At 42.9% G+C, this 23377-nt stretch carries 18 protein-coding genes; 9 read left to right on the plus strand and 9 right to left on the minus strand.

The genetic code is table 11. The features are described 5' to 3' along the window. Positions 1–2 precede the first annotated feature (2 nt). From FNW02_RS04080 to FNW02_RS04095, 4 genes are all read left to right on the plus strand, one after another. Positions 3–1283, plus strand: a complete 1281-nt coding sequence (locus FNW02_RS04080) for an O-antigen ligase family protein (protein WP_348535359.1) — start codon at positions 3–5, stop codon at positions 1281–1283. Between the two features lie 79 nt (positions 1284–1362). Continuing rightward, the gene (locus FNW02_RS04085) at positions 1363–1521 is read left to right on the plus strand and encodes a hypothetical protein (protein WP_225225411.1); all 159 of its coding nucleotides are present in this window, start codon (positions 1363–1365) and stop codon (positions 1519–1521) included. A 677-nt stretch (positions 1522–2198) separates the two neighbouring features. After that, positions 2199–3449: an RNA polymerase sigma factor SigC gene (gene sigC / locus FNW02_RS04090; protein ID WP_191756309.1), complete on the plus strand. Its 1251-nt coding sequence runs from the start codon at positions 2199–2201 to the stop codon at positions 3447–3449. 434 nt (positions 3450–3883) lie between these two features. Further along, the gene (locus FNW02_RS04095) at positions 3884–4339 is read left to right on the plus strand and encodes a Fur family transcriptional regulator (RefSeq protein WP_162395449.1); all 456 of its coding nucleotides are present in this window, start codon (positions 3884–3886) and stop codon (positions 4337–4339) included. Between the two features lie 130 nt (positions 4340–4469). Here the strand turns inward: FNW02_RS04095 and FNW02_RS04100 are convergent, their stop codons facing one another. Both FNW02_RS04100 and cobN read right to left on the minus strand, forming a co-directional pair. Further along, positions 4470–5591 (minus strand): peptidoglycan-binding domain-containing protein, encoded by a 1122-nt coding sequence (locus tag FNW02_RS04100; protein WP_191756310.1) that lies wholly within the window; start codon positions 5589–5591, stop codon positions 4470–4472. 18 nt (positions 5592–5609) lie between these two features. Beyond that, on the minus strand, positions 5610–9653 hold the full coding sequence (gene cobN, locus FNW02_RS04105; protein WP_191756311.1) for a cobaltochelatase subunit CobN: 4044 nt from the start codon (positions 9651–9653) through the stop codon (positions 5610–5612). A 93-nt stretch (positions 9654–9746) separates the two neighbouring features. Between cobN and FNW02_RS04110 the strand changes: the two genes are divergently transcribed. Then, the gene (locus tag FNW02_RS04110) at positions 9747–11825 is read left to right on the plus strand and encodes a GAF domain-containing sensor histidine kinase (protein ID WP_191756312.1); all 2079 of its coding nucleotides are present in this window, start codon (positions 9747–9749) and stop codon (positions 11823–11825) included. An 83-nt stretch (positions 11826–11908) separates the two neighbouring features. Continuing rightward, the gene (locus FNW02_RS04115) at positions 11909–12601 is read left to right on the plus strand and encodes an N-acetylmannosamine-6-phosphate 2-epimerase (protein WP_191756313.1); all 693 of its coding nucleotides are present in this window, start codon (positions 11909–11911) and stop codon (positions 12599–12601) included. A 152-nt stretch (positions 12602–12753) separates the two neighbouring features. On the opposite strand, the gene FNW02_RS04120 is transcribed toward FNW02_RS04115, so the two are convergent. Beyond that, positions 12754–14037, minus strand: coding sequence for an ATP-binding cassette domain-containing protein (locus tag FNW02_RS04120; RefSeq protein ID WP_191756314.1), 1284 nt, complete (start codon positions 14035–14037; stop codon positions 12754–12756). Between the two features lie 357 nt (positions 14038–14394). Then, positions 14395–15906 (minus strand): hydroxysqualene dehydroxylase, encoded by a 1512-nt coding sequence (locus FNW02_RS04125; protein WP_191756315.1) that lies wholly within the window; start codon positions 15904–15906, stop codon positions 14395–14397. 204 nt (positions 15907–16110) lie between these two features. Between FNW02_RS04125 and FNW02_RS04130 the strand changes: the two genes are divergently transcribed. Next, the gene (locus FNW02_RS04130; RefSeq protein WP_191756316.1) at positions 16111–17013 is read left to right on the plus strand and encodes a class I SAM-dependent methyltransferase; all 903 of its coding nucleotides are present in this window, start codon (positions 16111–16113) and stop codon (positions 17011–17013) included. 145 nt (positions 17014–17158) lie between these two features. Here the strand turns inward: FNW02_RS04130 and FNW02_RS04135 are convergent, their stop codons facing one another. Further along, the gene (locus FNW02_RS04135; RefSeq protein WP_225225412.1) at positions 17159–17791 is read right to left on the minus strand and encodes a DNA-3-methyladenine glycosylase family protein; all 633 of its coding nucleotides are present in this window, start codon (positions 17789–17791) and stop codon (positions 17159–17161) included. Positions 17792–17841: 50 nt separating this feature from the next. On the opposite strand from FNW02_RS04135, the gene FNW02_RS04140 reads away from it, so the two are divergent. Beyond that, complete coding sequence (locus FNW02_RS04140) at positions 17842–18051, plus strand: hypothetical protein (protein WP_191756317.1); 210 nt, start codon at positions 17842–17844, stop codon at positions 18049–18051. Positions 18052–18236: 185 nt separating this feature from the next. Then, on the plus strand, positions 18237–18926 hold the full coding sequence (locus tag FNW02_RS04145; RefSeq protein ID WP_191756318.1) for a response regulator: 690 nt from the start codon (positions 18237–18239) through the stop codon (positions 18924–18926). Positions 18927–18994: 68 nt separating this feature from the next. On the opposite strand, the gene FNW02_RS04150 is transcribed toward FNW02_RS04145, so the two are convergent. The 4 genes from FNW02_RS04150 to psaC form a co-directional block, all read right to left on the minus strand. Continuing rightward, positions 18995–19354, minus strand: coding sequence for a hypothetical protein (locus tag FNW02_RS04150; protein WP_191756319.1), 360 nt, complete (start codon positions 19352–19354; stop codon positions 18995–18997). 805 nt (positions 19355–20159) lie between these two features. Beyond that, a complete protein-coding gene (locus FNW02_RS04155; protein WP_191756320.1) occupies positions 20160–20735 on the minus strand; it encodes a Uma2 family endonuclease in 576 nt (191 codons plus the stop codon). 73 nt (positions 20736–20808) lie between these two features. Further along, entirely contained in the window at positions 20809–22713 is a 1905-nt protein-coding gene (gene glmS / locus FNW02_RS04160) for a glutamine--fructose-6-phosphate transaminase (isomerizing) (RefSeq protein ID WP_191756321.1), read from the minus strand. Positions 22714–23063: 350 nt separating this feature from the next. Continuing rightward, complete coding sequence (gene psaC, locus FNW02_RS04165) at positions 23064–23309, minus strand: photosystem I iron-sulfur center protein PsaC (RefSeq protein ID WP_012411495.1); 246 nt, start codon at positions 23307–23309, stop codon at positions 23064–23066. Between the last annotated feature and the right edge of the window lie 68 nt (positions 23310–23377).

Consider the following 23377-nt stretch of genomic DNA (forward strand, 5'->3'; position numbering starts at 1 on the left):
CCGTGAACCGTATCTACACCCTGCTATTTTCCCTCAGCATCATTCTCATCAACCCAATCGGTGCAATGCGTGGGGAAATCTGGACTCAACCAAAAGTATTTGCCATTAGCCTTATCTGCATACTCAACTTTTTAATCCTCTGGGAAGACAGGGAAAACCTAAAGCTGCCTCAAGGTTGGAAAATCAGCAGACTCCTGTGGGAAATATTTTTGGGAATTGGGTTAATTGCAACTCTCGCTAGTCCTTTCCCCTGGCGTTCCCTATTCGGTCAAGAACAGATGGGCGATGGCTTGCTCTACTGGCTGCTCATCGCTATCTTTACTCTCAGCAATAGCCTACTATTAAGGCTGCACCCAGAGCTAGCTTGTTTTCAACTACAAGGTTTAGTAATTGGCGGAGTCATCCTTGCAATCAGCATCTTTCCCCAAGCCATTAACTGGCGCATCGATTATACCGCCACAACAGGGCAGTTAATACAGGACAATATCCTGCGGAGTACAATTTTCCAAAATCAGCAACCAATAGGTTTATATTCCCATCGGGGTCATGCGTCATTTGTCCTAGCAGCAGTGGCAGTTATGACATTTGTAGGTTGGCAGTGGCGATGGATAGACACACCAAAAGCTGCAACTGCTGGCATCTTGATTATCCCAGCTTTGCTGCTCACTCAAACCAGGGCGGGATTATTAGCCTTACTAACAGCGAGTATCTACTTATTAGGACGCCAGCATTATAAGCTTTTAGTCCCCGCAACGCTCGTGTGTCTGCTCGTCATTGGCATTACTACCAGCACCAGACAAATCAATAATTTCCCTTTAATTAAACAAATCACATCCGACCGGGTTTATCTGTGGGAAATGGCCAACTATGGAATCAGTCAGCGTCCTTTACTCGGATGGGGTATGAATGGCTTCGGCGCAGCTTATCCCTATGTGCGCCACAGTAGAACAATAGCTAAAGTTACTCGCTTGGGTGACTTTAGTTTCGACTTTCAAGACAAAAACGGGCAGATGCAAACGAGACAACTACCCACAACCAAGGCACACAATCTAATTTTAGATACAACTTTATCAGTAGGGCTACTGGGGATGACATCCTACCTAGCTCTGTTAGCATTATGTCTGTGGCAGGTATTTAACTCGCCTTACCGTGGGATTGAAGCAGTCTTCATTGCCTACCTTGTCTTTACCTTCAACTGGTTTGAGTGCGCCCAATTCACGCATCTAGCTTGGTGGTCGCTTAGTATATGTGGAATGTCCCGTATCCCGAAAATTACACCTTAAAAAGCGCTACATCATCTGTTCACCGTGTTTATTATTGGGTAGCACTCAGCCAAAACCAGAGCCACAATGGACACAACAAATGTCAGCGGAGTTTCAGGCGCATTCCCAACAAGCAATTACAAAATTTGCAGGCAATAATTACGGTTCGACTGCCTTTGAGAACGAAAAAAGGTCTTACCTTAGAGCGATGATGGACTTTCTCGCAGGTAATCAAAAAAAGGCGATCGCTCTTTTATAATCTGAAGACGCTGATGCTGATAGAAATGCTCACACCTTGGAAATTGACTTTTATTGATCGCGTGTAAAACCCCATCTTTTTGTTGGTGGCAGGGCTGCCTCATTGGATCTCTCTAAAAAGCTCAGCGAAAAAAAGGGTTGTTGACTTTTCTCTGACGTAGGGTAGCAGTACTAATGAGAATAGTTAATCAGCAATTAGCTGACAGTAACATTTTTGGCGTTATTACTAATCTGTTCCCAATAATCTATTAGCTATACTTATTTCCGAATATTCTCTAGGGAAAAATTGTAAATCGTCAGGAAATTACTTTTATAGCCATGTAAATATGACTATGCCAATTATAAGCATGATTTTTACTGAAATATGTTTATACATAGTTACAAAAATAACATTCATAACCAGTCAAAATTGAACTATTGACTAGGTAGTTTGAAATTTAAAACCTAGCTGTAGATTTGAATAGCTATTGGTTCAATCAAAAGCTTAGTAGCTAATTAAGTTCAGTAATACTGTATCTAATAAAACCATTGCAAGTATTTTCAAAAAAAAACTGTAATGGAATCCTTAACCGTGTTAGTTCATCTTGAATCACGGGAACAATAGCAACAGTTAAATAGCTGAACGTAATCTTAGCTGACCGTAATCTATTGTTACCTGGAGCCATTGAGACGATCCCTATGCCAGCAACATCTTTTTACGCAGATGCCGCCTACAATACCCAAAAGTCCCGACAGGTCTTAGACCCGGATCTCACGATTGATGACAGTGAGCTACCGGTAGATGATCTACACGAGTTGGAGATGGCTTCTGTTGACCCTGTTAACTTTGCTGCTAACACTAACCGTCGCAGTACTGACCTGGTACGTCTATATCTTCAGGAAATTGGTCGGGTTCGGTTGTTAGGGCGGGATGAAGAGGTTTCAGAAGCCCAAAAAGTCCAGCGCTACTTGCGGATGCGAATAGTACTTGCTAATGCCGCAAAGCAAGGGGATGAAGTGATTTCACCCTATCTCCGATTAGTTGAAGTTCAAGAGCGTCTAGCCTCTGAACTGGGACATCGCCCCTCGTTAGAAAGGTGGGCTGCCACTGCTGGCGTGATGGTATCGGATCTCAGACCGACTTTAGCAGATGGCAAACGTCGCTGGGCGGAAATTGCCAAGTTGACAGTAGAAGAACTGGAGCAAATTCAGTCTCAAGGACTCCAGGCAAAAGAACACATGATTAAGGCTAATCTTCGCCTAGTTGTGTCTGTTGCTAAGAAGTATCAAAATCGCGGCTTGGAATTGTTGGATTTAGTCCAAGAAGGCACATTAGGTTTAGAGCGAGCTGTGGAGAAATTTGACCCAACCAAGGGTTATCGCTTTAGTACCTATGCCTACTGGTGGATTCGTCAGGGAATTACACGAGCGATCGCAACTTCTAGTCGCACGATCCGCCTACCTGTTCATATTACAGAAAAGCTGAACAAAATCAAAAAAGCTCAACGCAAAATTGCTCAAGAAAAAGGTCGCACTCCCACCTTAGAAGATTTAGCAATTGAGTTAGAAATGACACCTACCCAAGTGCGGGAAGTTTTGTTACGGGTTCCTCGCTCCGTTTCTCTAGAAACCAAGGTAGGAAAGGATAAGGACACTGAGTTAGGTGAATTACTCGAAACCGACAGTGTAACCCCAGAGGAGATGTTAATGCGAGAATCTTTACAAAGAGACTTGCATCATCTTTTATCAGATTTAACTAGCCGGGAGCGCGATGTAATTCTGATGCGGTTTGGTTTAGCAGATGGTCATCCTTACTCATTAGCAGAAATTGGACGCGCTCTTGATTTATCGCGGGAGCGGGTACGACAAATTGAGTCTAAAGCCTTGCAAAAACTGCGCCAACCTAAGCGACGTAACCTCATCCGCGACTACTTGGAGTCTTTAAGTTAGTCAATGGTCATTTGTCATCTGTTACAAAGTTGAACCAGTCGCTTGGGCTGGTTCCCTGACTTGTACGAACTGGTGTCTGTTCGCCGATTCACCTCTACGGCGTTTCGGTAGGGTAGCCGGCGCACCCTACAGGTTTGTCATTAGAAAACTGCAAATGACAAATGACTAAGGACAATTAACTGATTTGATCCCTAAAACTATAGCTTCTTGAGAAGCTATAGCAAATTATTTGCATTTAATTTAACCGAAGTATCTCCAGCCTTACTCTCAGGATATGTTTAGGATGGGGATTATGTATTACCTAATTTCTCATTAAGATTTCATTAATTGTACTTGAGTATTTAGTAAAGCTTATCAATAAGCAATGATTGTTGCAAATTGCTCAAAATATTTGTTATATTCTCAACTAACAAGCTTTGTTGAGAAAAATTAGTATGACTGTCTACACAACTACTTCACTTAAGGCAGAACTAAACGAGCGAGGCTGGCGTTTAACTCCCCAGCGCGAAACAATTTTACACATTTTCCAGGAACTTCCACAAGGTGAACATCTCAGTGCGGAAGATCTTTATCATCGTCTAGAAACTGACGGTGAAGGAATAAGTCTGTCAACTATATATCGGACTTTAAAGTTGATGGCAAGAATGGGAATTCTGCGGGAATTAGAACTGGGAGAAGGACATAAGCATTATGAACTCAACCAGCCCTACCCGCATCATCACCATCACCTGATCTGTGTTAGGTGTAACTCAACTATCGAGTTCAAAAACGACTCTATTTTAAAAATTGGAGCTAAAACTGCACAAAAAGAAGGTTTTCATCTGCTTGATTGTCAAATGACAATCCATGCGGTTTGTCCCAAGTGCCAACGAGCACTGATGCCGCTTTAGTTCCTGAGTGGGATAACAATGCGAAACTACTCAATTAACCAAATAAGTGGAATTTTGAGCTATTTGTATTCGCTGTTATCGGAGGCAAAAAAACATTTGGGAACTCATGCTAGCAACTCCTAAGCGGATGCTAAAAGCGTCCGCTCTTAAGATCATTGAGACTGATACCGTAGAATTCCTGGGCTTGTTTAATCGCTTTTTTGGTATCAGATGCCATCACGCCGTTCAGCTCGCCTTTATAAAAACCTCGCTCCCGTAGTCGTGTTTGGATTTCCAGGACGTTAAACTCGCTTTTGGGAGCAGTATTAACTAGGCTATATAACTTACCTCTAGTAGTTGGGCCGGCAACACCACTTGCCGCCAAATAATTTGATGCCTGAAATCGACGTACGGCATCTGCGGTATAGGGGCCATAGTAGCCATTTGGCTCTCCCTCTAAATATCCCGCCTGGATTAAATGTTGCTGAAGAACTCTAACTGGCTCGCCGCGATCGCCTATGCGGAGTTTATTTCGATCAACTACTCGTTTAGGAGAATCTTCTCCATCACCAATACTTGTTGGCGGTAATTTACTTAGTGTTGCTGGGCCGACAATCCCGTCAGCGTCTAATTTATAAGAATTTTGAAACCGCTTGACAGCTTCTTCGGTAATTGGGCCAAATATCCCCGTGGCATTCCCGTAATAAAATCCTGCGACTCGTAACCGTTCTTGTAAAACTCTGACGTTTTCACCTTCATCACCCTTAGCAAGGTAGTTGGAGTTACGGCGCTGGTTAGTCGCTGATTTAGCAGTAATGGTTTTTTTGGCTTGTGTCCTCGTAGTATTAGTTTTTTTGGCTTGTGTACTCGTAGCCTTTGTCTGCCAGCGTTCTAATTTTTGCATGGTTGCTGCTCCAACCATGCCATCCACTGGTAAGCCAGCAGCTTTTTGGAAGCGTCGCACGGCATCTTCTGTGGAGAAGTCATATACTTGGGTGACGGGTGCTGGATAAAAGCCTGCTCTTTTCAACTGTTGTTGTAGATTTCTGACAGAAGGGCCTTGATCGCCTCTTTCCAGTGCCATGACACTGCTAACAGCGCTGAGAATGGACAAAGCTATAGCAAGGGGAAGCATATACTTCCACGCCTTACTAGAAAGCCGTTTCCAGTCTGGCGCTGCTGCTTTATTTAATAAAGAACTCAGAGAGACTAATTCATTGGGTTCGCTGTCTTCGTAAGCGAAAGCTAAGTGCAAATACGCAAGGTTTTCCATATTTATTTCCTACACAGTTTATTTTTCTTCGATAGTTGCTTCAGCTTGATGTACTAGGTTCCGCAAAGTTTCTAATGTCCGTATATTTACATCCTGCCATAAACCGCGCTTGTGTGCTTCTAATAATCTTTCAGCCATATCACGCAAAGCCCAGGGGTTATTTTGTTGAATGAATTCTGAGACAATTGGATCAAGCAAATACGCTTGTACTATTCCTTGATACATGTGATCTTCCACACATTTAGCTGTAGCATCGTAGGCAAATAAGTAATCCACTGTTGCCGCCATTTCAAATGCACCTTTGTAACCGTGGCGCATCACCCCTGCAATCCACTTGGGATTAACTACGCGAGAACGATACACACGTGCAATTTCTTCTTTCAATTGGCGAACGCGTGGTTGGGCAGGAATGGAATTATCGCCAAAATAGGTTTGGGGATTTTTTCCTTGTAGAGAACGCACCGCTGCTGTTAACCCACCCTGAAACTGGTAATAATCGTCAGAATCGAGCAAGTCGTGTTCGCGATTGTCTTGATTGTGCAACACAATTTGCATTTGTGCCAAGCGCCGCTCAAATGCTTCGGGTGCGGGGGCTGGGGATTGGGGATTGGGGGCTGGGGACTGGGGACTGGGGATTGGGGACTGGGGATTGGGGACTGGGGATTGGGAACTGGGGATTGGGGACTGGGAAGAAATTTTTCCATTTTCCCCCTCTGCCCCTCTGCCTCTCTGCCCCTCTGCCTCGCTTTTTGAAGAGTAAGTGTAACAACTCCAGTTAATGTAGGCACGAGCTAAATCCTGGTCATCTGTCCAGTTTTGTGATTCAATCAAACCTTGGAGTCCAGCACCGTAAGCACCTGGAGCAGATCCAAAGACTCGATAGCGCGATCGCTCTTGTGCTGCTTCTAAAGTTAAACCTTGTATAGTCCATAACTCAGTTTCTTGGCGAACCGCAACTGCTAGGGGGTTTTGTTCTGGTGGTTCATCCAAATTTGCTACTGCTGTGACTGCTTGAGTAAATAAATCAATTAAATTGGGAAAAGCATCCCGGAAGAATCCAGAAATTCGCAAGGTTACATCTACACGGGGACGCCCCACAATCGCAAGTGGCAAAATTTCAAAATCCACTACCCGTCGCCCTGCTCCATCCCATACAGGTTGTACTCCGAGCAAAGCCAACGCCTCAGCAATGTCATCACCCCCAGTCCGCATGGTGGCAGTTCCCCACAATGATAATCCTAGTGTTTTCGGATACTCACCGTGTTCTTGAGTGTAACATTCAATGAGGGTTTCAGCTGCTTTCCTACCTACATCCCAAGCCGTTTCTGTAGGAATAGCACGAATATCTACAGAATAAAAGTTTCTCCCAGTTGGCAGGACTTCTGGGCGTCCGCGCGTTGGTGCGCCAGATGGAGCACTCTGGATGTATCCGCCATCGAGTCCATGTAATAAGTTGGTGATTTCTTGGTGAGTTTGTTGAACAGCAGGGAGGAGGCGATCGCGTATCCAATCAAGAACAGTGCTGAGTGATGAGTAATGAGACGCGATTAATCGTGTCTCTACAGGAGTGATGAGTTGCTCTACTAACTCTGCTGCGTGTTCTTCTAAAACTTCAACTACATCGCCGATGGTGCGGCATTCTTTGCCATTGACTATTGACCACTGCTCACTAGACATTGACAAATCTGCTGTGAGAGGGTCGAAATCTAAGCCCCAATCTTCAGCTATGGCGCGGGTTAGACCTGAAGAATAGCGATTTGGTGTCCGGGCGATCGCAACTATTAAATCACGGAGTTGGCGGCCTTGAGGACATTGCCCAAAAATATGCAAGCCATCACGGATTTGGGCTTCTTTCAATTCACAAAGATAACCATCTATGGACTTCAAAATTAAAGATTCTAAATTTCCAATTTCATCTTCATCTTGAATTCCCAAATCTCGATAAAGATTTTCTGTGATCACCAGTTTGCGGATGCGATCGCGAATAGCTGGTAAACGTGAAGGATCTAAACTTTCCGCCTCGTAATACTCATCAATTAAATTTTCTAATTGTTGCAAAGAACCATAGAGTTCCGCACGAGTCATGGGTGGCGTCAAGTGATCTATAATCACTGCCTGAGCGCGACGTTTTGCTTGTGAACCCTCACCTGGGTCATTCACAATAAACGGGTATAAGTGGGGAAGTGCTCCAAAAGCCACTTCTGGATAACAATTACTAGATAAAGCTACACTTTTACCGGGCAGCCATTCTAGATTTCCATGTTTTCCCACATGAACCACAGCATCAGCCCCAAAACATTCTCTGACCCAATAATAAAAAGCTAAATAATCATGAGTTGGTTGTAAATCCGGCGCATGATAATTCAAGCTGGGGTCAATATCGTAACCCCTTGCTGGCTGAATTCCCACGAAGACGTTACCGAGTTGAATACCAGGAACGGGTATTGGGAACTGGGGATTAGAGATTGGGGATTGGGAAACTTCTTGCCCAGTCACCAGTCCCCAGTCTCTAGTCACTGAATCCCAACGCTCACTAATACCCTGCTGCACTGCTGGCGGTAAAGAAGCAAAATACTCTTGATAATCTGCTAAAGAAACACTTTGCTGTACCGGACGCCATTCTCGTCCTTCCGGATCATTTGTTACGCCAGCTGTCAGACGTTGAATCAACTCATCTCCTTGAGTAGGTAAGTTTTCCACGTCATAGCCAGCCGAATGCAAAGCCTGAAGAATTTCCATGCAACTAGCTGGAGTGTCCAGTCCCACACCATTAGCTAGGCGTCCATTACGGTTGGGGTAATTTGCCAAAATTAGGGCAATTCTCCGCTCTTGAGGTGGTTTAGAGCGTAGACGCACCCAATTGGCTGCTAGATTAGCAACAAAATCGATGCGATCGCTCACTGGTTCATAAACTACCACATCTGTCTCTAGGTTGGAATTACGAGTGTGCACTGCTTTAAAAGACACAGCACGGCTAATAATTCGCCCATCTACTTCTGGTAGCGCCACATTCATCGCTATATCGCGGGGAGACAGCCCTTGAAACTGCAATTCCCATTGCTCAATTGACCCGCCGCTAAGGATAACCTGCAACACTGGCACATCTAATTTTTCCCACAGGTCGATTTGCGGTGTGTCTGTTTCCAATCGCGCTAGAGAAAAACTGGTGGTGTTCAGCAGTAGTGCAATTTGCTGAGAGTCTTTGGGTTGAAAAAATTCGGTCAACTCTGCTTGAACATCAGTGTCACGCAGTGAAGAAACAAACACTGGTAATGGTTGTAAATTTCTCTTAGCTAAAGCTGCACATAATGATTCAATTACCTTAGTGTTTCCCGATAGATAATGGGCGCGGTAGAACAGGATGCCGACTTTTGGCATCGGGCATTGGAAGCTTTGAGGCTCTAAGGTGGATGAATCCAGTTCTAACTCTCCTCTGCTGCTCCTCAACCCCTTTTTCCCCAGTCCCCATTGCCCCTTATCCCCAGAGGGGGCCCCGAGTTCCCCAGCCCCCAGTCCCCATTCATACAATCCCACACGAGAAATCGGTTGAGGCGGGAGGGGATTGTATGAAGTTAACAAGCAAGTATCGGCGATAAATTGGAGCGCGTTAACGAAATTTTCTACGCCACCTTGGCTAAAGTACTGCCATACCTGATTAACAATATTTAAAGGCAAGGTAGATTGAGAAATTAAGTCAGGATCAAGAGCGTCGTCCCCTGGCATTACAATTAGGGTTGTGCCATTACGTTGCACAATTTCCTGGACTACTTCTAAGCCATAAGCCCAGTAAGAACGTCCTCCTAATAAGCGCAAAATAATTACTTGGGCAAGTTCCAAAACTTGCTCTCCATAAGCATCTATACTAATTTGTTGTTGCAACTGCAACAAGTTGGCAACTCTTAATGTCGGAAATGTTGCTGGTAATTTGGAAAGCGCAGCCGCTAGAGTTTGAATATCGGTATCAGCAGCCGTAATCAACACGAAGTCCGCTGGAGTTTGTTCTATAAAAATTACACCTTCTGACTGATCCCATCCGCCTGATGTGGCACTTATACGATGCATAATCCTGTATTACCGTTTTAAACTGTTGGTTGGTAGATAATCAAAACAACCTTTCCGCACAGCATCCAGCCCTCTCTAACCAGAAAATTGAAAATGCTTAGTTCTCCTGATTTGAGCTTTTCTCGAAACTTGCCTTTAGTTGTATTTAATCAGCTTGGGGAATTGTTCCAGCAGATGGCTCAAGCAGTAGAAGCTGAAGTTTTAATACTCACAGAAGCAGTGCTGGCGCGGATTTGTCTACCTGTAGAGTGGCAAGGGCAAAAGTTTACACTGGTTGTTTCTGAGCGGTTTAGTGCGCTCTTGGTGGGAAAGATAGAGCAGAGGGAGCAAGAAATTTACTCAGGTCTAAATGTTAGATTGACATTTAATTCAGAGGCGATCGCCTCCTTTATCTCGAAGTTGAGAGACTTGTTTGAGCGTGATTCCTACACTCACCAAAACCTTGAACGCTATCGTCAAATTCTGGGTTTTAATGATGCCACGCTCCAAAGTAAATTCACGCTGTTGTTATTAGAGTATCTCCTGCCGCGGCCAAATGAGGAAGTAACAGAATCTTCAAGCGCAATTAAACCTGAAGTTTATGTCTGTCAGCCTGTGGAAGATGCCCTGAAAAAACAGATTTCCCAAGAGCGGTTGTTGAATCAGGTGACAACTCAAATCCGCAAAAGTTTGGATTTGTCGGTAATTATGGCAACGGCAATTACACAGGTGCGTGAGTTTTTAGAATTAGACAGATTAGTAATCTATAGATTTGAGGGTTCTAAAGTCAAGGCTCAACAACGCCAGTCCGAAGTTAAATTCCTCAATGGAACGGTAGTTACTAAAACGAGACGCCACAATCTCAACGGAAATCAGTCGTCAGTTCAAAGTGCTGCCAACCCGTATTTTGACTTCTCTACTCATGCGGCTAACGCTTCAACAATTAATGGTCAAAACTTATCCTCTGTGTCAGTCAATTCTCAACCCCCAGTTGAAGACTACCAAGATTATGGAGGTTGTATTGTCTACGAAGCTCGTGCTAGAGATGCTATCCCCTCAGTGTTGAATTACAAAGAACAAAATTGCTTTATGCGAACCTCCCAATGTTGGGAGAAGTATAACCAAGGTTTTACCTTAGCTGTGGATGATGTTGAAAAAACTTACGCTCTAGAGGAGTGTTTGTTAAATTTTTTAAGGGAAAGCCAAGTCCGGGCTAAGTTAGCAGCACCAATTATATTTGAAGAAAAACTGTGGGGTTTGCTGATTGCTCATCATTGCAATGATCCACGTCAGTGGACTGAGAGTGAAAAGAACTTGCTAACTTCGATCGCGGAACAATTAGCGATCGCCATTCATCAAGCTGAGTTAATGCGATCTCTACGAGATGCTGCGCGAACACTCACTCAAGAAAAACAAACTCTCGAACAACGAGTGATTGAGCGGACAATGGCACTGCGTGACGCCTTACTCGCCGCCGAAGCCGCTAGTCGCCTCAGAAGTGAATTTCTCGCCACAATCAGCCATGAATTGCTCACTCCTTTAACTTACGTTATTGGCATGTCTTCTACTTTGTTACGTTGGCCTTTGGGTGAGTTGAGTCAACGACAAAGGGGTTATTTACAAACAATCCATGACAGTGGCGAACATTTATTAGAAATGATTAATGACATCCTGGATTTATCGCAAATCGAGGCTGGTAAGGCAATTTTAAATATTTCAGAATTCTCATTGACAAAAATTGCAGAAAATGTCATAGAATCACTGCTAGAAAAAGCGAATAGTGAGCACATCAGTCTTAAACTAGATTTGCAAATTGACCCACGGCGCGATCGTTTTACTGCGGATGCAGGGCGAGTAGAGCAAATTCTCTGGAATCTATTAACCAATGCCATTAAGTTTACTCCCGAAGGTGGTAGCGTTACTCTGCGCCTTTGGGTCGAAGACAACACCGCTATCTTTCAAGTCGAAGACACCGGGATTGGCATTGCTGAAGAACAGTTACCACTAATGTTTGAAAAATTCCAGCAACTCGATACACCCTATCGTCGTCGCTACGAAGGAACTGGACTTGGTTTGGCTTTAACTAAACAACTCGTGGAACTCCATCGAGGTCGAATTGAAGTAGAATCCACTGTAGGCATTGGTTCAATTTTTACTATATGGATACCAACACATAAGAGTGCTGAGTGCTGAGGAGCACACGGGGAAAATAGAAAAATTTCTTCCCAATCCCAGTCCCCAGTCCCCAGTCCCCAGTCCCCAGTCCCCAGTCCCCAATGCCCAATGCTCAATGCCCAATTCAAAGCTTAAGCAGGGGACTGATTGTGTCCTGTCAAGCACCTGTTGATTCACCATTGCATGAGCCGATAATAATCGCAGCAATGGCAAAAGCTGCTGTAAACAATGGTGCAGTGGGTGTGCGGATTGACACGCCGAATCACATCATTGCTGTGCGTGAAAGGGTGAAAGTGCCAATTATTGGTTTATGGAAGCAAGTAATAGCTGAATCTGATGTATACATTACGCCACAGTTTCACCATGCGGCTGCTGTTGCAAAAGCAGGAGCGGATATTATTGCCGTAGATGCAACATGCAGAAAGCGTCCCGGTGGTGAAAAAATGGCGGATATTATTACTCGAATACATCAGGAATTGGGTAGACCAGTGATGGCAGATGTGGATACAATTGAGGCGGCAATAGCAGCCGTAGATGCTGGTGCTGATATTGTGGGGACAACTCTTTACGGCTACACTCTTGAGAGTAATTACCCTCCTCCTGGCTGGGAACTCCTCACGCAGATAGTGCAACAGTTATGTATACCCGTGATTTGTGAAGGTGGTATTTCCTCACCTGAAATGGCTCGTAAAGCATTAGATTTAGGGGCTTACGCTGTTGTAGTTGGCACAGCCATTACAGGAATTGATTTGCAAGTTAAAGCTTATAAATCTGTGCTTGGTATTGACGCCTGAGTTAAGCAGCAAAAACTTAACAAATAGCACAAGCATAGTAGGTGAAATACTTGGCTAGCAATTGTGGATAGTGCGTAGTTTACCGCCATAGGCGTCGCCCGACAACGCTGTTCGGCATTAGTTGATATCAAACGTCAAATAACAGACAGATTTTAAGGAAATATCGCTAACTCAGTTTCCGGGTCAAAAAAGTGAATTTTATCGGGACTCAGCGATAACCACAATTGCTCACCCGTACGGACTAATCGGTCTGGTGGTACTCGCACTTGTAAGTAATTACCTGTATTGTCACTAGAACCTGGTTCGGCAAGTCTGACGGTAAGAAAACTATCGTTGCCAAGGTTCTCCACTACGTCTACTTGCGCTGGTAAATTCTTGGTAGCAGCCGCACTCAAACTCAAGTGTTCTGGACGAATACCTAAAATTAAGGTTTGCCCATCATATTTTTGCAGAACTGTTCCCCAGACTTCTGGGAGTGTCAAACGAAACTGGGAATGAGTAATTAATAGGGGAGCATGAAATTCTACGGGAATAAAATTCATCGGCGGTGAGCCAATGAACTCTGCCACAAAACGGTTAGCAGGGTAGTTGTAAAGTTCCAATGGAGCGGCAACTTGCTGAATTTTACCCTCAGACATAATGGCAATGCGATCGCCCATAGTCATCGCTTCTGTTTGGTCGTGAGTGACGTAAATTGTCGTTGTCCCTAAATGGCGTTGTAATTTGACAATTTGGGTGCGGGTTTCTGCACGCAGTTTGGCATCTAAGTTTGAAAGCGGTTCATCCATTAAAAACACTTGGGGATTACGCGCGATCGCTCGTCCTAGTGCAACTCGTTGCCTTTGCCCCCCAGACAGCTGTTTGGGTAAGCGATTCAACAAGGTTTCAATTTGCAACAATTGGGCAACACTACGTACTTGTTCATTCACCACTCGTTCCTTGTCAGATATGTAGCGCAGTCCTTTAGGTAACTTTTTAGTTACGGCCACAAGTAAATTTTCTGACCACTTGGCAATTCCTTCTCCCCCTGCTCCCCCCAAACGTCGGCGCAGTCCAAAAGCGATGTTATCGTACACCGTCATGTGTGGGTAGAGGGCGTAATTTTGAAACACCATTGCGATGTCTCGTTCCTTGGGTGGTAAGTCATTGATTAAGCGATCGCCTACCCAGATATTGCCGCCGGTCATGACCTCCAAACCAGCGATTAACCGTAAGAGGGTGCTTTTACCACAACCAGAAGGCCCCACCAGCACCATAAACTCCCCATCTGCGATCGTCAGGTTAATCCGCCGCAAGACATTGACGCTCTCTGCACGTTCTCGCGCTGCATCAGTTTCCTCTCCAGATGGGAGTGGGAGTTGGTTTTGTGAGACAACATTTTCCCCTTTACGCGAGGGGAAACTTTTATAAACGTTTTCTAAAACAACTTGCGTCACGAGTGTTACTTTTTGTCAATAGTCAATAGTCAAGAGCCAATAGTCAAGAATCAATAGTTAAGAGTCAAAATTACTTTAGACTCTGGACTTTTAATCCTAGACTCCGCGCAGCGGTGGATACAAGACGAAGGACAGTTTAGCGCCTATAATAATACACATTCTTTTTAATCTTCATTATTCTTTTTATAGCGCGAAGTCATCCTTAACTGACGCGCTAGCTATCATAGAAGCCTCTGTCGCAGTCGTGAACCAGCAAAAGGCTTGTTGGGTCTGAGAAGTTTGATTAAGATATCTTTTGTTGTTCTGTTTGCCTAACTTCCCTGGGTCTTATTCCGATTTTTGCAACAAGTCTACTGATTACGGCAACCAAAAGTCAGGCAAGATAGATTTACCCAAGTTACGTACTATTTGATTGAGTGTTCTTGCCGCTTGTATATGCACCTCATCCTCCTCAACTGGTAAAATTTCCGCAGTTGTGCCTTGACCCAAATAGGACACTACTAAATTTGCTGCCTCCAAACCAGTAACATAAGCCTTTTCCTGCGACCAGGAACCGTGACGGTTCGCAATCCAATCCCCACTCATAAACACATTCTCAAAACTTGTCTTAGCTGGCAACATATAGCGGTAGCTACCAGGTGAAAAGTGAGTCACTGCATTTGGTAGCCTAATCACACTGCTATCAATTACCTTCGCCTCCCGAAATGCTGGCACACAAGTTGCTAAATAACGCTGAACTATCGTCACAATTTCCTCATCACTCAAACTTAGAAACTGATTTGCATGATAGAAATCGGCTTCAATAACCGTTCCTGGCTCATTTTTATATTCATCATGTAGGGTATTCAAGTCAAAAAACGTCCATCCTGTAGTTGTGTCGAACCCAAAGCAAGCATTAGAAGGACGAGGTATATCAATTTTGCGGTCAAACCACAACCGAGTTGCTAAAACGTCAATTGCCCCTAAATTACTCAAATTGCGGAATTCTTCACGGCTTTGTAAGCTAGGGCTAGTTGAGACAATTTTCTTCATCCCAGTAACACCAACTGCAAAAATTACAGCATCAGCATCAAATACTTCATCACCGCAAACTACACCTGTTGCTCGCTGATTACTATCAATAATTAAGTCTGTAACCCGACGCTGCGGAAGAACTCGCACGCCAGCTTTTTCAATACGCTCTACCCAAGGACGAAATATCTTCTCGCCTACAGTTCCTCGACACCAAACCACATCAAAATCGGGTTGATGCGCCAAAATAAAAAAGTAAAGCATCCCTAAAGTTGCTGCGGCTGAACATTGCTCACCAGGAGCAAACAAGCCCACTAACAACATTGGTTCAAAGGCGTCTCGGTAAAGTCGCGCAGAAACGCCAAAATCTTTGAACAACTCACGAGCGGTTACAAAATCATAACGCCGCCAAGCCGTATCAGTATTGTCAAAATCCACAACAGCGTAAAGTAAAGGCAGGGCACTGAGACGGTCAATTAGTGGTAGCCGCTTAAACTGAGTGTAAAGAAAAGTTCCTACTGGAGAGGGGAGTCTAGGTAAGTCTTGAAAAATCGGTGATTCAACTTCTAAACCAGCAGGCGAGTACTGCGAGGAACGAGTCCAAGTAGTGAAAGGGTTAATTCCTAATTCATTGATTAGAGAAAAAATATTTCTGTAAGGATACCAGAAGCCATGAATGCCCGCTTCTACAGATTTTCCTGCTCCTGTTTTCCAACCTGCAACTAGTCCACCAGGATAGGAGCCAGCTTCTAGAAGTGTCACATCATAACCTTGTTTTGCCAAATGGTAGGTTGCTCCTAAGCCAGCCCAACCTGCACCTACAACTACCACTCGTTTTTTTTGTGACTCTTCTATCATCCTAGCCTCCAATTATTGCAGCCCATCAACTAATGTATCCGAACTTGCGTTCAGATAAGCTTCAGAAGGTTATTAGACTTTAGAGAAAATGATTCTTTCTTTTATCGCCTCATACCAAGCGACTGAGCAAATGATACTTGCTGATAATGCTGAGTTGAGAGTATAACAGAGAACAGACTTAACTCTTCATGAGGCATAATCCTAATGACTCAATTAGCAAATGCTAAATTCAGTCTGAATGACTTTGAATTACAAAATGGCATTTATTTTCCTAGTGACTACGAACAGTTAAATAAGACTAAACACAAACAAACATGGGACAAAATTGGTAAGACATATTATGGTTCCCAAAAAATTGAGCAACTTGCAGAAACTTCGCCTATTAAAGACGATTACACTCTGTTAACTGGTAGACCTGGAGGTACTTGGAATAAATTTCCTCTGAATAAATCTGTTGATTCTATTCTAGAACTAGGTTGTGGTTATGGTCGCGCTCCTCTACATCTCTCTAAAGATAAAAGTTTGAGATGCCAAAAATATTATGGGATTGATATTTCTGAACCTTTGTTACGTCGTTTAATCAAAGTTAAACAAGAATATGATTTTTTTCCTGGCTCTGAATTTAACTTAATTTGCACTTCTGCGGAAATATTGCCTCTAGAAGATAATTCTATAGATTTGGTAATTTCTAACTGTGTGTTTATGCATATACCAGATGCACAATTAAGAAATTTGTTAGCTGAAATATCTCGCGTACTCAAGCCTGGTGGAATTTTTGTTTTCAATCATTCTTTTCACAACAAATTCTGTCCTTCTCATATCATTCACAACTTTATTAGAAGGCTGAACCTGTTTTCAAGAAATCCAGTTTATCTTAAGCAATATTCAGCCATTGAAATCGAAGAGATGTTGGCTGATGCTGGCATCAAAACGAAGTGTCCGCAATACACTGTCGAACCTACAGAAGAATATGCAATTTTACCGGAAACCATCAAAGGGATTCCAATGCCTTTTGCTAAAGCTATTAACAGAAGCCTCAAGCCATCAGATGCTTTGAAAGGAACTTTGGCTTATGGTTTTAGCGCTTACAGTACTCAACTTGATTAAATAATTTGCTCTGACAATTTTCATCGCAGATTTAAATAACGAGACGTTGCATTGCAACGTCTCTACAATGGTTTATTTGTTGCATTCTTTTTTTAAATTGGTTTAAAATTATTTACGATCGCACTGCTATACACAACACATAATGTCATTGCTTTAGCGATCGCTTACTCAAATAATAGTGCCATAATAAGCGAGTGGCTAATGCTCTCCACGGCCGCCAGTTTTCAGCAATACTCTCTATTTCCTGTGGTGTAGGGCGTTTTTCCAATTGTTTAACCTTCTGTATTGCTAAGGCTAATCCTAAGTCTCCTTTAGGTAAACTATCTGGTCGCCGCAATGCCATCAATAAATATATATCAACTGTCCAGTCTCCAATACCTTTACTCTTTTTGAGAACAGAACGTACATCCTCATCATCCATTCCATTAAGAGTGAGCAAATCAAGCTGTCCAGTAATTATAGACTCTGCTAATAAACGCCCATAAAGAGCTTTTTGCCTGCTGAATCCAATTTTTTTGATTTGGTCATCATTTAAAATCAAAAAGTTTTCTGGAGTAATTGGTAATATGATTTGTTGCAAACGCTCAAAAACTGCTTTAGCTGATGCTAGAGATACTTGTTGTTCTAAAATGATTTGAATGAGCGTTGCAAAGCCTGGTTCGCGTACCCAAAGAGGCGGGGAACCCAAAGCTTGGAGAATATCTGCTAAGTCTGAATCGCGGGAAGCAATAACTTTCAAACCATAAGTAAAGTTTTTATCAGTTAAGATTTCCGGCATTTTTATAAATAATTGGGAATGTTATACACTTTCGCAGCCACTACTTGCCAATGCAATCGCTATTTGCTGCGAAAATTATTCATTTAACAACCCATGCGTTGTTAGATGATACTGATCAAAGTATACCTAGCGCGATCGTCTTTGCACCTTCTGGTCAATGTGATGGTTTGCTCACTTTAACGGAAATTGTCGATTTATCCATCAACGCTGCGATATCGGTAGAGGTGACAACGCAACTACATGAAGAAAGCTGTTTATGAGAGCTTACAGCAGCAAATTGTGATTATTGCAACGGGGGATATGACCAAGCCGACATCTCACAAAAGAAGGATTATTTCCGAGAATCAGAGGTATTACCTGCCATTAAATACTCGCAGCGTCAGGAAAACCCCTTAAACAAGAAGTAGTCATTCATCGGAGAAGCATCGAAAGGCGAGTTAGCAGCATGAGCCAAAATTTACCAGAAAAGACATCATTTAAACTTTTTTTAATTGATTGTCACGAAATATGTCTGAATGGAACAATCGAGGTGCTACGCTCTCAGTACCCAGATGCTAAAATATTTACTGCTCAAACCGCCGAGAATGCTCTAAATCAAGTGTCGGTTTTGCAACCCGATCTTGTTGTAATTGATATTTATATTCCAGAAAAGCCTGGAGTAATGGCATCAACTAATACAGGTATGCAACTCCTGAGAAATTTGATGGAGAATTATTCTAACCTAAATATCATTGTTCAAAGTGCCCATATTCGGACATTGGTGAGGATGAAACCTGAGATTGATGCCTACAAAGGAGGCTTTACAATTGCTGATAAAAGCCTTTCTAGTAAGCAAATGCTCGCTAGAGTTAAGTGGGCATTACAGGGATTAACTCATACAAAAGATATTCAAGAAATTTACTCAGAATTGGAACTAAAACCAGAGTGGCGGTTACTGCTAACTCTAGCATTTCAAGAAGGATTACAAGATAAGGCGATCGCTCAACGTATTAGTGTATCTGAACGCATGGTACGTCATTACTGGGATAAGCTGCAAAATGCTTTAGGTATTGATGGTGAAGAATTAAAAAATCAAGGAAAAAATCTGCGAATCATAACTCAAATTCGAGCCAGAGAAGCAGGTTTAATTGATTGACAAGCTGCACAATTTATGGATAGCACTCACTTCTTACCCGCAGCTAACACTTATTCAATCACGCCTACTTACTTCGGCAAAACCACGCTTTGACGCACAGTACGCTTGCGATCGCTTTTACGAGTACCTCCAGCCATCTGATATTCATGGCTATTATTACCATATTTATAAGCAATACCACGCAACATTTTCTCAGAATAGTCTGCCAAATCTTGTTCATTTTCAATGATTTGGGTTAGTAAAACATCAATAGTGGAGAGGGTGGTATTGTATGCTTCTAAAGTTTGTCGGAGGCTTTCGATTTTTTCAGTATAGTCTTTGACTGTTAATTTTTCTCCAACATCGAGAGTTGGACTAATAGATTTAATGCTTGCTAAACGTACTTCAGCTTTGTCGAGGGTACGTGAATTACGTTTTTGTCTTGCCATAATTAATACTCATTTTCCAAATTCTAATAACTCTATAGTGGACAATTGTTGAAAAAGTTGTCATACGTGAAATTATTGATTTTTCTGAAAAAATCTAAAATTTAAGTAATTTACAGCATTTTTTGCGAATTGAAACCACATTTATTGTAGGGGCACAGCACTGCTGTACTCAATAAGCGTATTCTATTTAAGAGAAGATGCGATAACACAAGTCTGTTTCTAATAACGTCAAGGCGTAAGCTGCTACAGACTGCGCGAAACACGGAAACGGCAAGGCAAAAATCGCTACGGGAAAGGCGGAAGTTGCTGCAAGGAAAGCAGAAGTTGTTACAGAGAAGGCGGAAGTTGCTGCAAGGAAAGCAGAAGTTGCTACAGGGAAAGCGGAAGTTGCTGCAAGGAAAGCAGAAGTTGCTACAGGGAAGAAACAGATAAACCTGATCTGCTCCCTTCTCTACGAGTACTAAAGATATCGAAAATATGCAGCTTGGGTTGCACTTTTAGAAGATAGAATTAATGCTACTAGCAGTCGTATAGAAGTTGATAAAGCAGAACGCGATCGCAATTTTCAAGAATTAGTAGCTGTCGCTGGTTCAGTAATAGCAACAACATCTCTACTACAATCACCCGCCAAAGATTTTTGTAGTAAAGAAAGTATGAAAGATATTTTTCCTAAAATTCCTTATTTTTGCGACTACCCTTTCAGTTCCAGTCTGATAGTTGGAATAATTGTTGGTTTTGTGGTTTGGTGGCTGAGAAAACGATGGCGATCGTGAGAAAATGTAATATTATTGGTAATCGCTATTTTCTAAGCAACATTACCCGCAGCTAACACTTGTTCAACTGTAAGCGCAATTTCTGGGAAAGTTGCAGACACAATTTGCTGACTTCCGCTAAACTCTTTTTCCTCGTACAATCCTTCTTCCAACAATAAAATCGTAATTTTTGACTTGATTGGGTCTACAATCCAATACTCAGGAATCTCCAGCGCTGCATATTCAGAACGTTTGTGGCGATAATCACGTTTCACTGAATCAAGACTGACAACTTCCACTACTAATATCGGCGCAGACTGACAAACAGCTGACTCATCAAGGAATTCCATCACCTGTTCAGCCGTTACAACATAAACATCAGGCAATCTTGACTTCCGCCATCCCGTCCTCACCCCCGCCTCTCTAAAGCATAGCCAAGGTAAACTCAAGCGATTGATTTCTGCCTTAAAGTTATCCTGAATAAAGTCAGAAATCAGTAAATGTCTGAAAGTTGGTGGATTCATACGTTCAAGTTTCCCATCCACCAGTTCATAACGGTTATCAGTACCATCGTCATAAGCAAGATATTCTTCAAAAGAGTACAGACGCTCTGTAGTTGTCTGTGTCATGATGTAACCTCTAATAAAGGGTTTTTTTGAGGTAGTCCTCAGAGCTTATAACGCTACTACCTCTATCAATAGACTATTCTACCGTTACGGACTTAGCTAAATTCCTTGGCTGATCGACATCTAAACCGCGACGGGCGGCAATATGATAAGCCAATAATTGTAAGGGAACTACCGTGAGAATGGGAGAAAGTAACTCTTCCACATCTGAGACGGGGAGTAAGTCATTAAAGATTTCTGCTGCTTCGCCATCGCTAACGGGAGTAACGCCAATTAATCGAGAATCTCTAGCTTTGGCTTCCTGAGCGTTAGAAATAACTTTTTCGTACACACTACCAGGAATTGCGATCGCCACTACTGGTACTTTCGCATCTAATAAGGCGATTGGGCCGTGCTTCATTTCTCCAGCGGGATATCCTTCGGCGTGAATATAGCTGATTTCTTTTAATTTCAATGCACCTTCTAAAGCAATAGGAAAGTTAATTCCCCTTCCCACAAAGATGAAATCCTGGGTTTCAGCAAATTCGTGGGCTAGCTGTTCGGTTAAACTTTCTTGACTTTCTAAAGTTGCTTCAATATCTTTAGGAATCTGTCTCAACCCGTCAATAATCTTCTCTAAAGTTTCTGGAGAAATTGTTTGACGATGATAAGCTAAATCCAATGCCAAAGCGTAAAACGCCATTAGTTGAGCAGTAAAAGTTTTTGTCGCCGCTACCCCAATTTCAATTCCCGCCAAGGTATTGATGATATGCGATACCATGTGACCAAGGCTGCTTTCTGGACGATTGGTAATACCTAGCAGTCGGGCTTGATATTTGGGTTCTTTGTCTTGGCGACGTTCTTTTTCCATCGCTAAAGCCGCCAAGGTATCAGCAGTTTCACCTGATTGAGTAACACCAATAATTAACGTATTAGGCGTTAGTGGTGATGGTGCATAGCGATACTCAGAAGCATAATGTACTTGAGTAGAAATCCCTGCTAATTGTTCGATTAAATATTTTCCTACTAATGCTGCGTGCCAACTTGTACCGCAGGCGACAATATGGATTTGTTCTAAATTAGTATAGAATTTCTCAGGTAAACCAAGATTAATTGGCGATTGAGTAGATGCAATGGCTGGATTTACATCAGGATTAAAGTAAGCTTCTAAACTGGCTCTTACTACCCCTGGTTGCTCGTGAATTTCCTTGAGCATGAAGTGTTTGAATCCCTGTTTTTCTACCATCATGGGATTCAAGTTGAGCATTCGAGGTTGTTTTTTCAACCTGTCGCCAGCAAAGTTGTAAATCTCAACACCCAATGGTGTCAGACGGGCGATTTCACCATTTTCCAGTGGTAATACTGCACAGGTATGAGCAACTATCGCCGGTGTGTCAGAAGCACAAAAGAACTCGCCTTGACCAAAACCAATCACCAAGGGCGCATTTTGGCGGACAGCAATTAGTTCATCTGGATAGTTAGCAGAAATAATTGCCAGTGCAAATGCTCCCTTCAAACGGTTAACAGCTTGGCGAACTGCTTCTAGGAATGCAGAGGGAGAGAAGGAAAGAGGTGAAGAGGGGGGATTTTTTAAGAATTCAGCTATTAGGTGGGGGATGACTTCTGTATCGGTTTCGGAACGAAACTCGTGACCTTTTTGTTTAAGTTCTTCGCGTAACTCGCGGTAGTTTTCAATAATACCATTTTGGATCACTGCTATTCGCTTTGTTGTATCCAAATGGGGATGGGCATTGTACTCTTCTGGTTTCCCATGAGTTGCCCAGCGTGTATGACCAATACCAATTTGGGAGGGTGTTTCTATTTGTTCGAGTTTAGAACGCAGGTTATGCAGTTTACCCTTTGCCCGTACACAATTAACTTCACCTTCCCAAATAGTAGCGATTCCAGCGGAATCGTAACCTCTATACTCAAGTTTTTCTAGCCCAGCTAATAAAATTTCTGTCGCCGCTTGAGTGCCTATATACCCAACGATTCCGCACATTGCTCACACCACTTTGTTTTCAGGATTATTAAATCCAGTATAGTTCTTACCACAAACGTAGCGTTTTGACAAAGAAAAAAGGGAGCCATTTACTCCCTCTGCCACTAGGTATTGTTATAGATTTTGGGCTTTTACAGCTAATTTTCTGCTCTTAAGCCTACTGTACCAGAGCAGTTTCTAGGAGTTGGATATCCAGGGATTACATCCCCAATCTAAAAGTCAGATTTTGCAAGGCGGGCAGCGCCCACTCTACAATGCTAAAGATGCTTGCTATTGAGACACTTCAAAAAAGTCTTGAGTGCTGAGAGACGCGATTAATCGCGTCTGTACAAGAGTCAGCACTGAGCTTTTTAGTAAGCTAGACCCATACTGCGAGTAGTTTCAGCTCCCAGGTAAACCCGGATGCTCAAAAAGTCAGTGGGGCAAGCTGTTTCACAGCGCTTACATCCTACGCAGTCTTCTGTACGAGGTGAAGAGGCAATTTGAGCAGCTTTGCAGCCATCCCAGGGAACCATCTCCAGTACGTCAGTAGGACAAGCGCGGACGCATTGAGTGCAACCAATGCAGGTATCGTAGATTTTTACAGTATGAGACATTGAAAAAACCGCTCCTTTCGAGTGTTCTTCTCTGCGAAAGAATCATAATCAAGGCATAGTTTACCGCA

This window comes from Komarekiella delphini-convector SJRDD-AB1 (assembly GCF_014831675.1).
GTDB lineage: Bacteria > Cyanobacteriota > Cyanobacteriia > Cyanobacteriales > Nostocaceae > Komarekiella.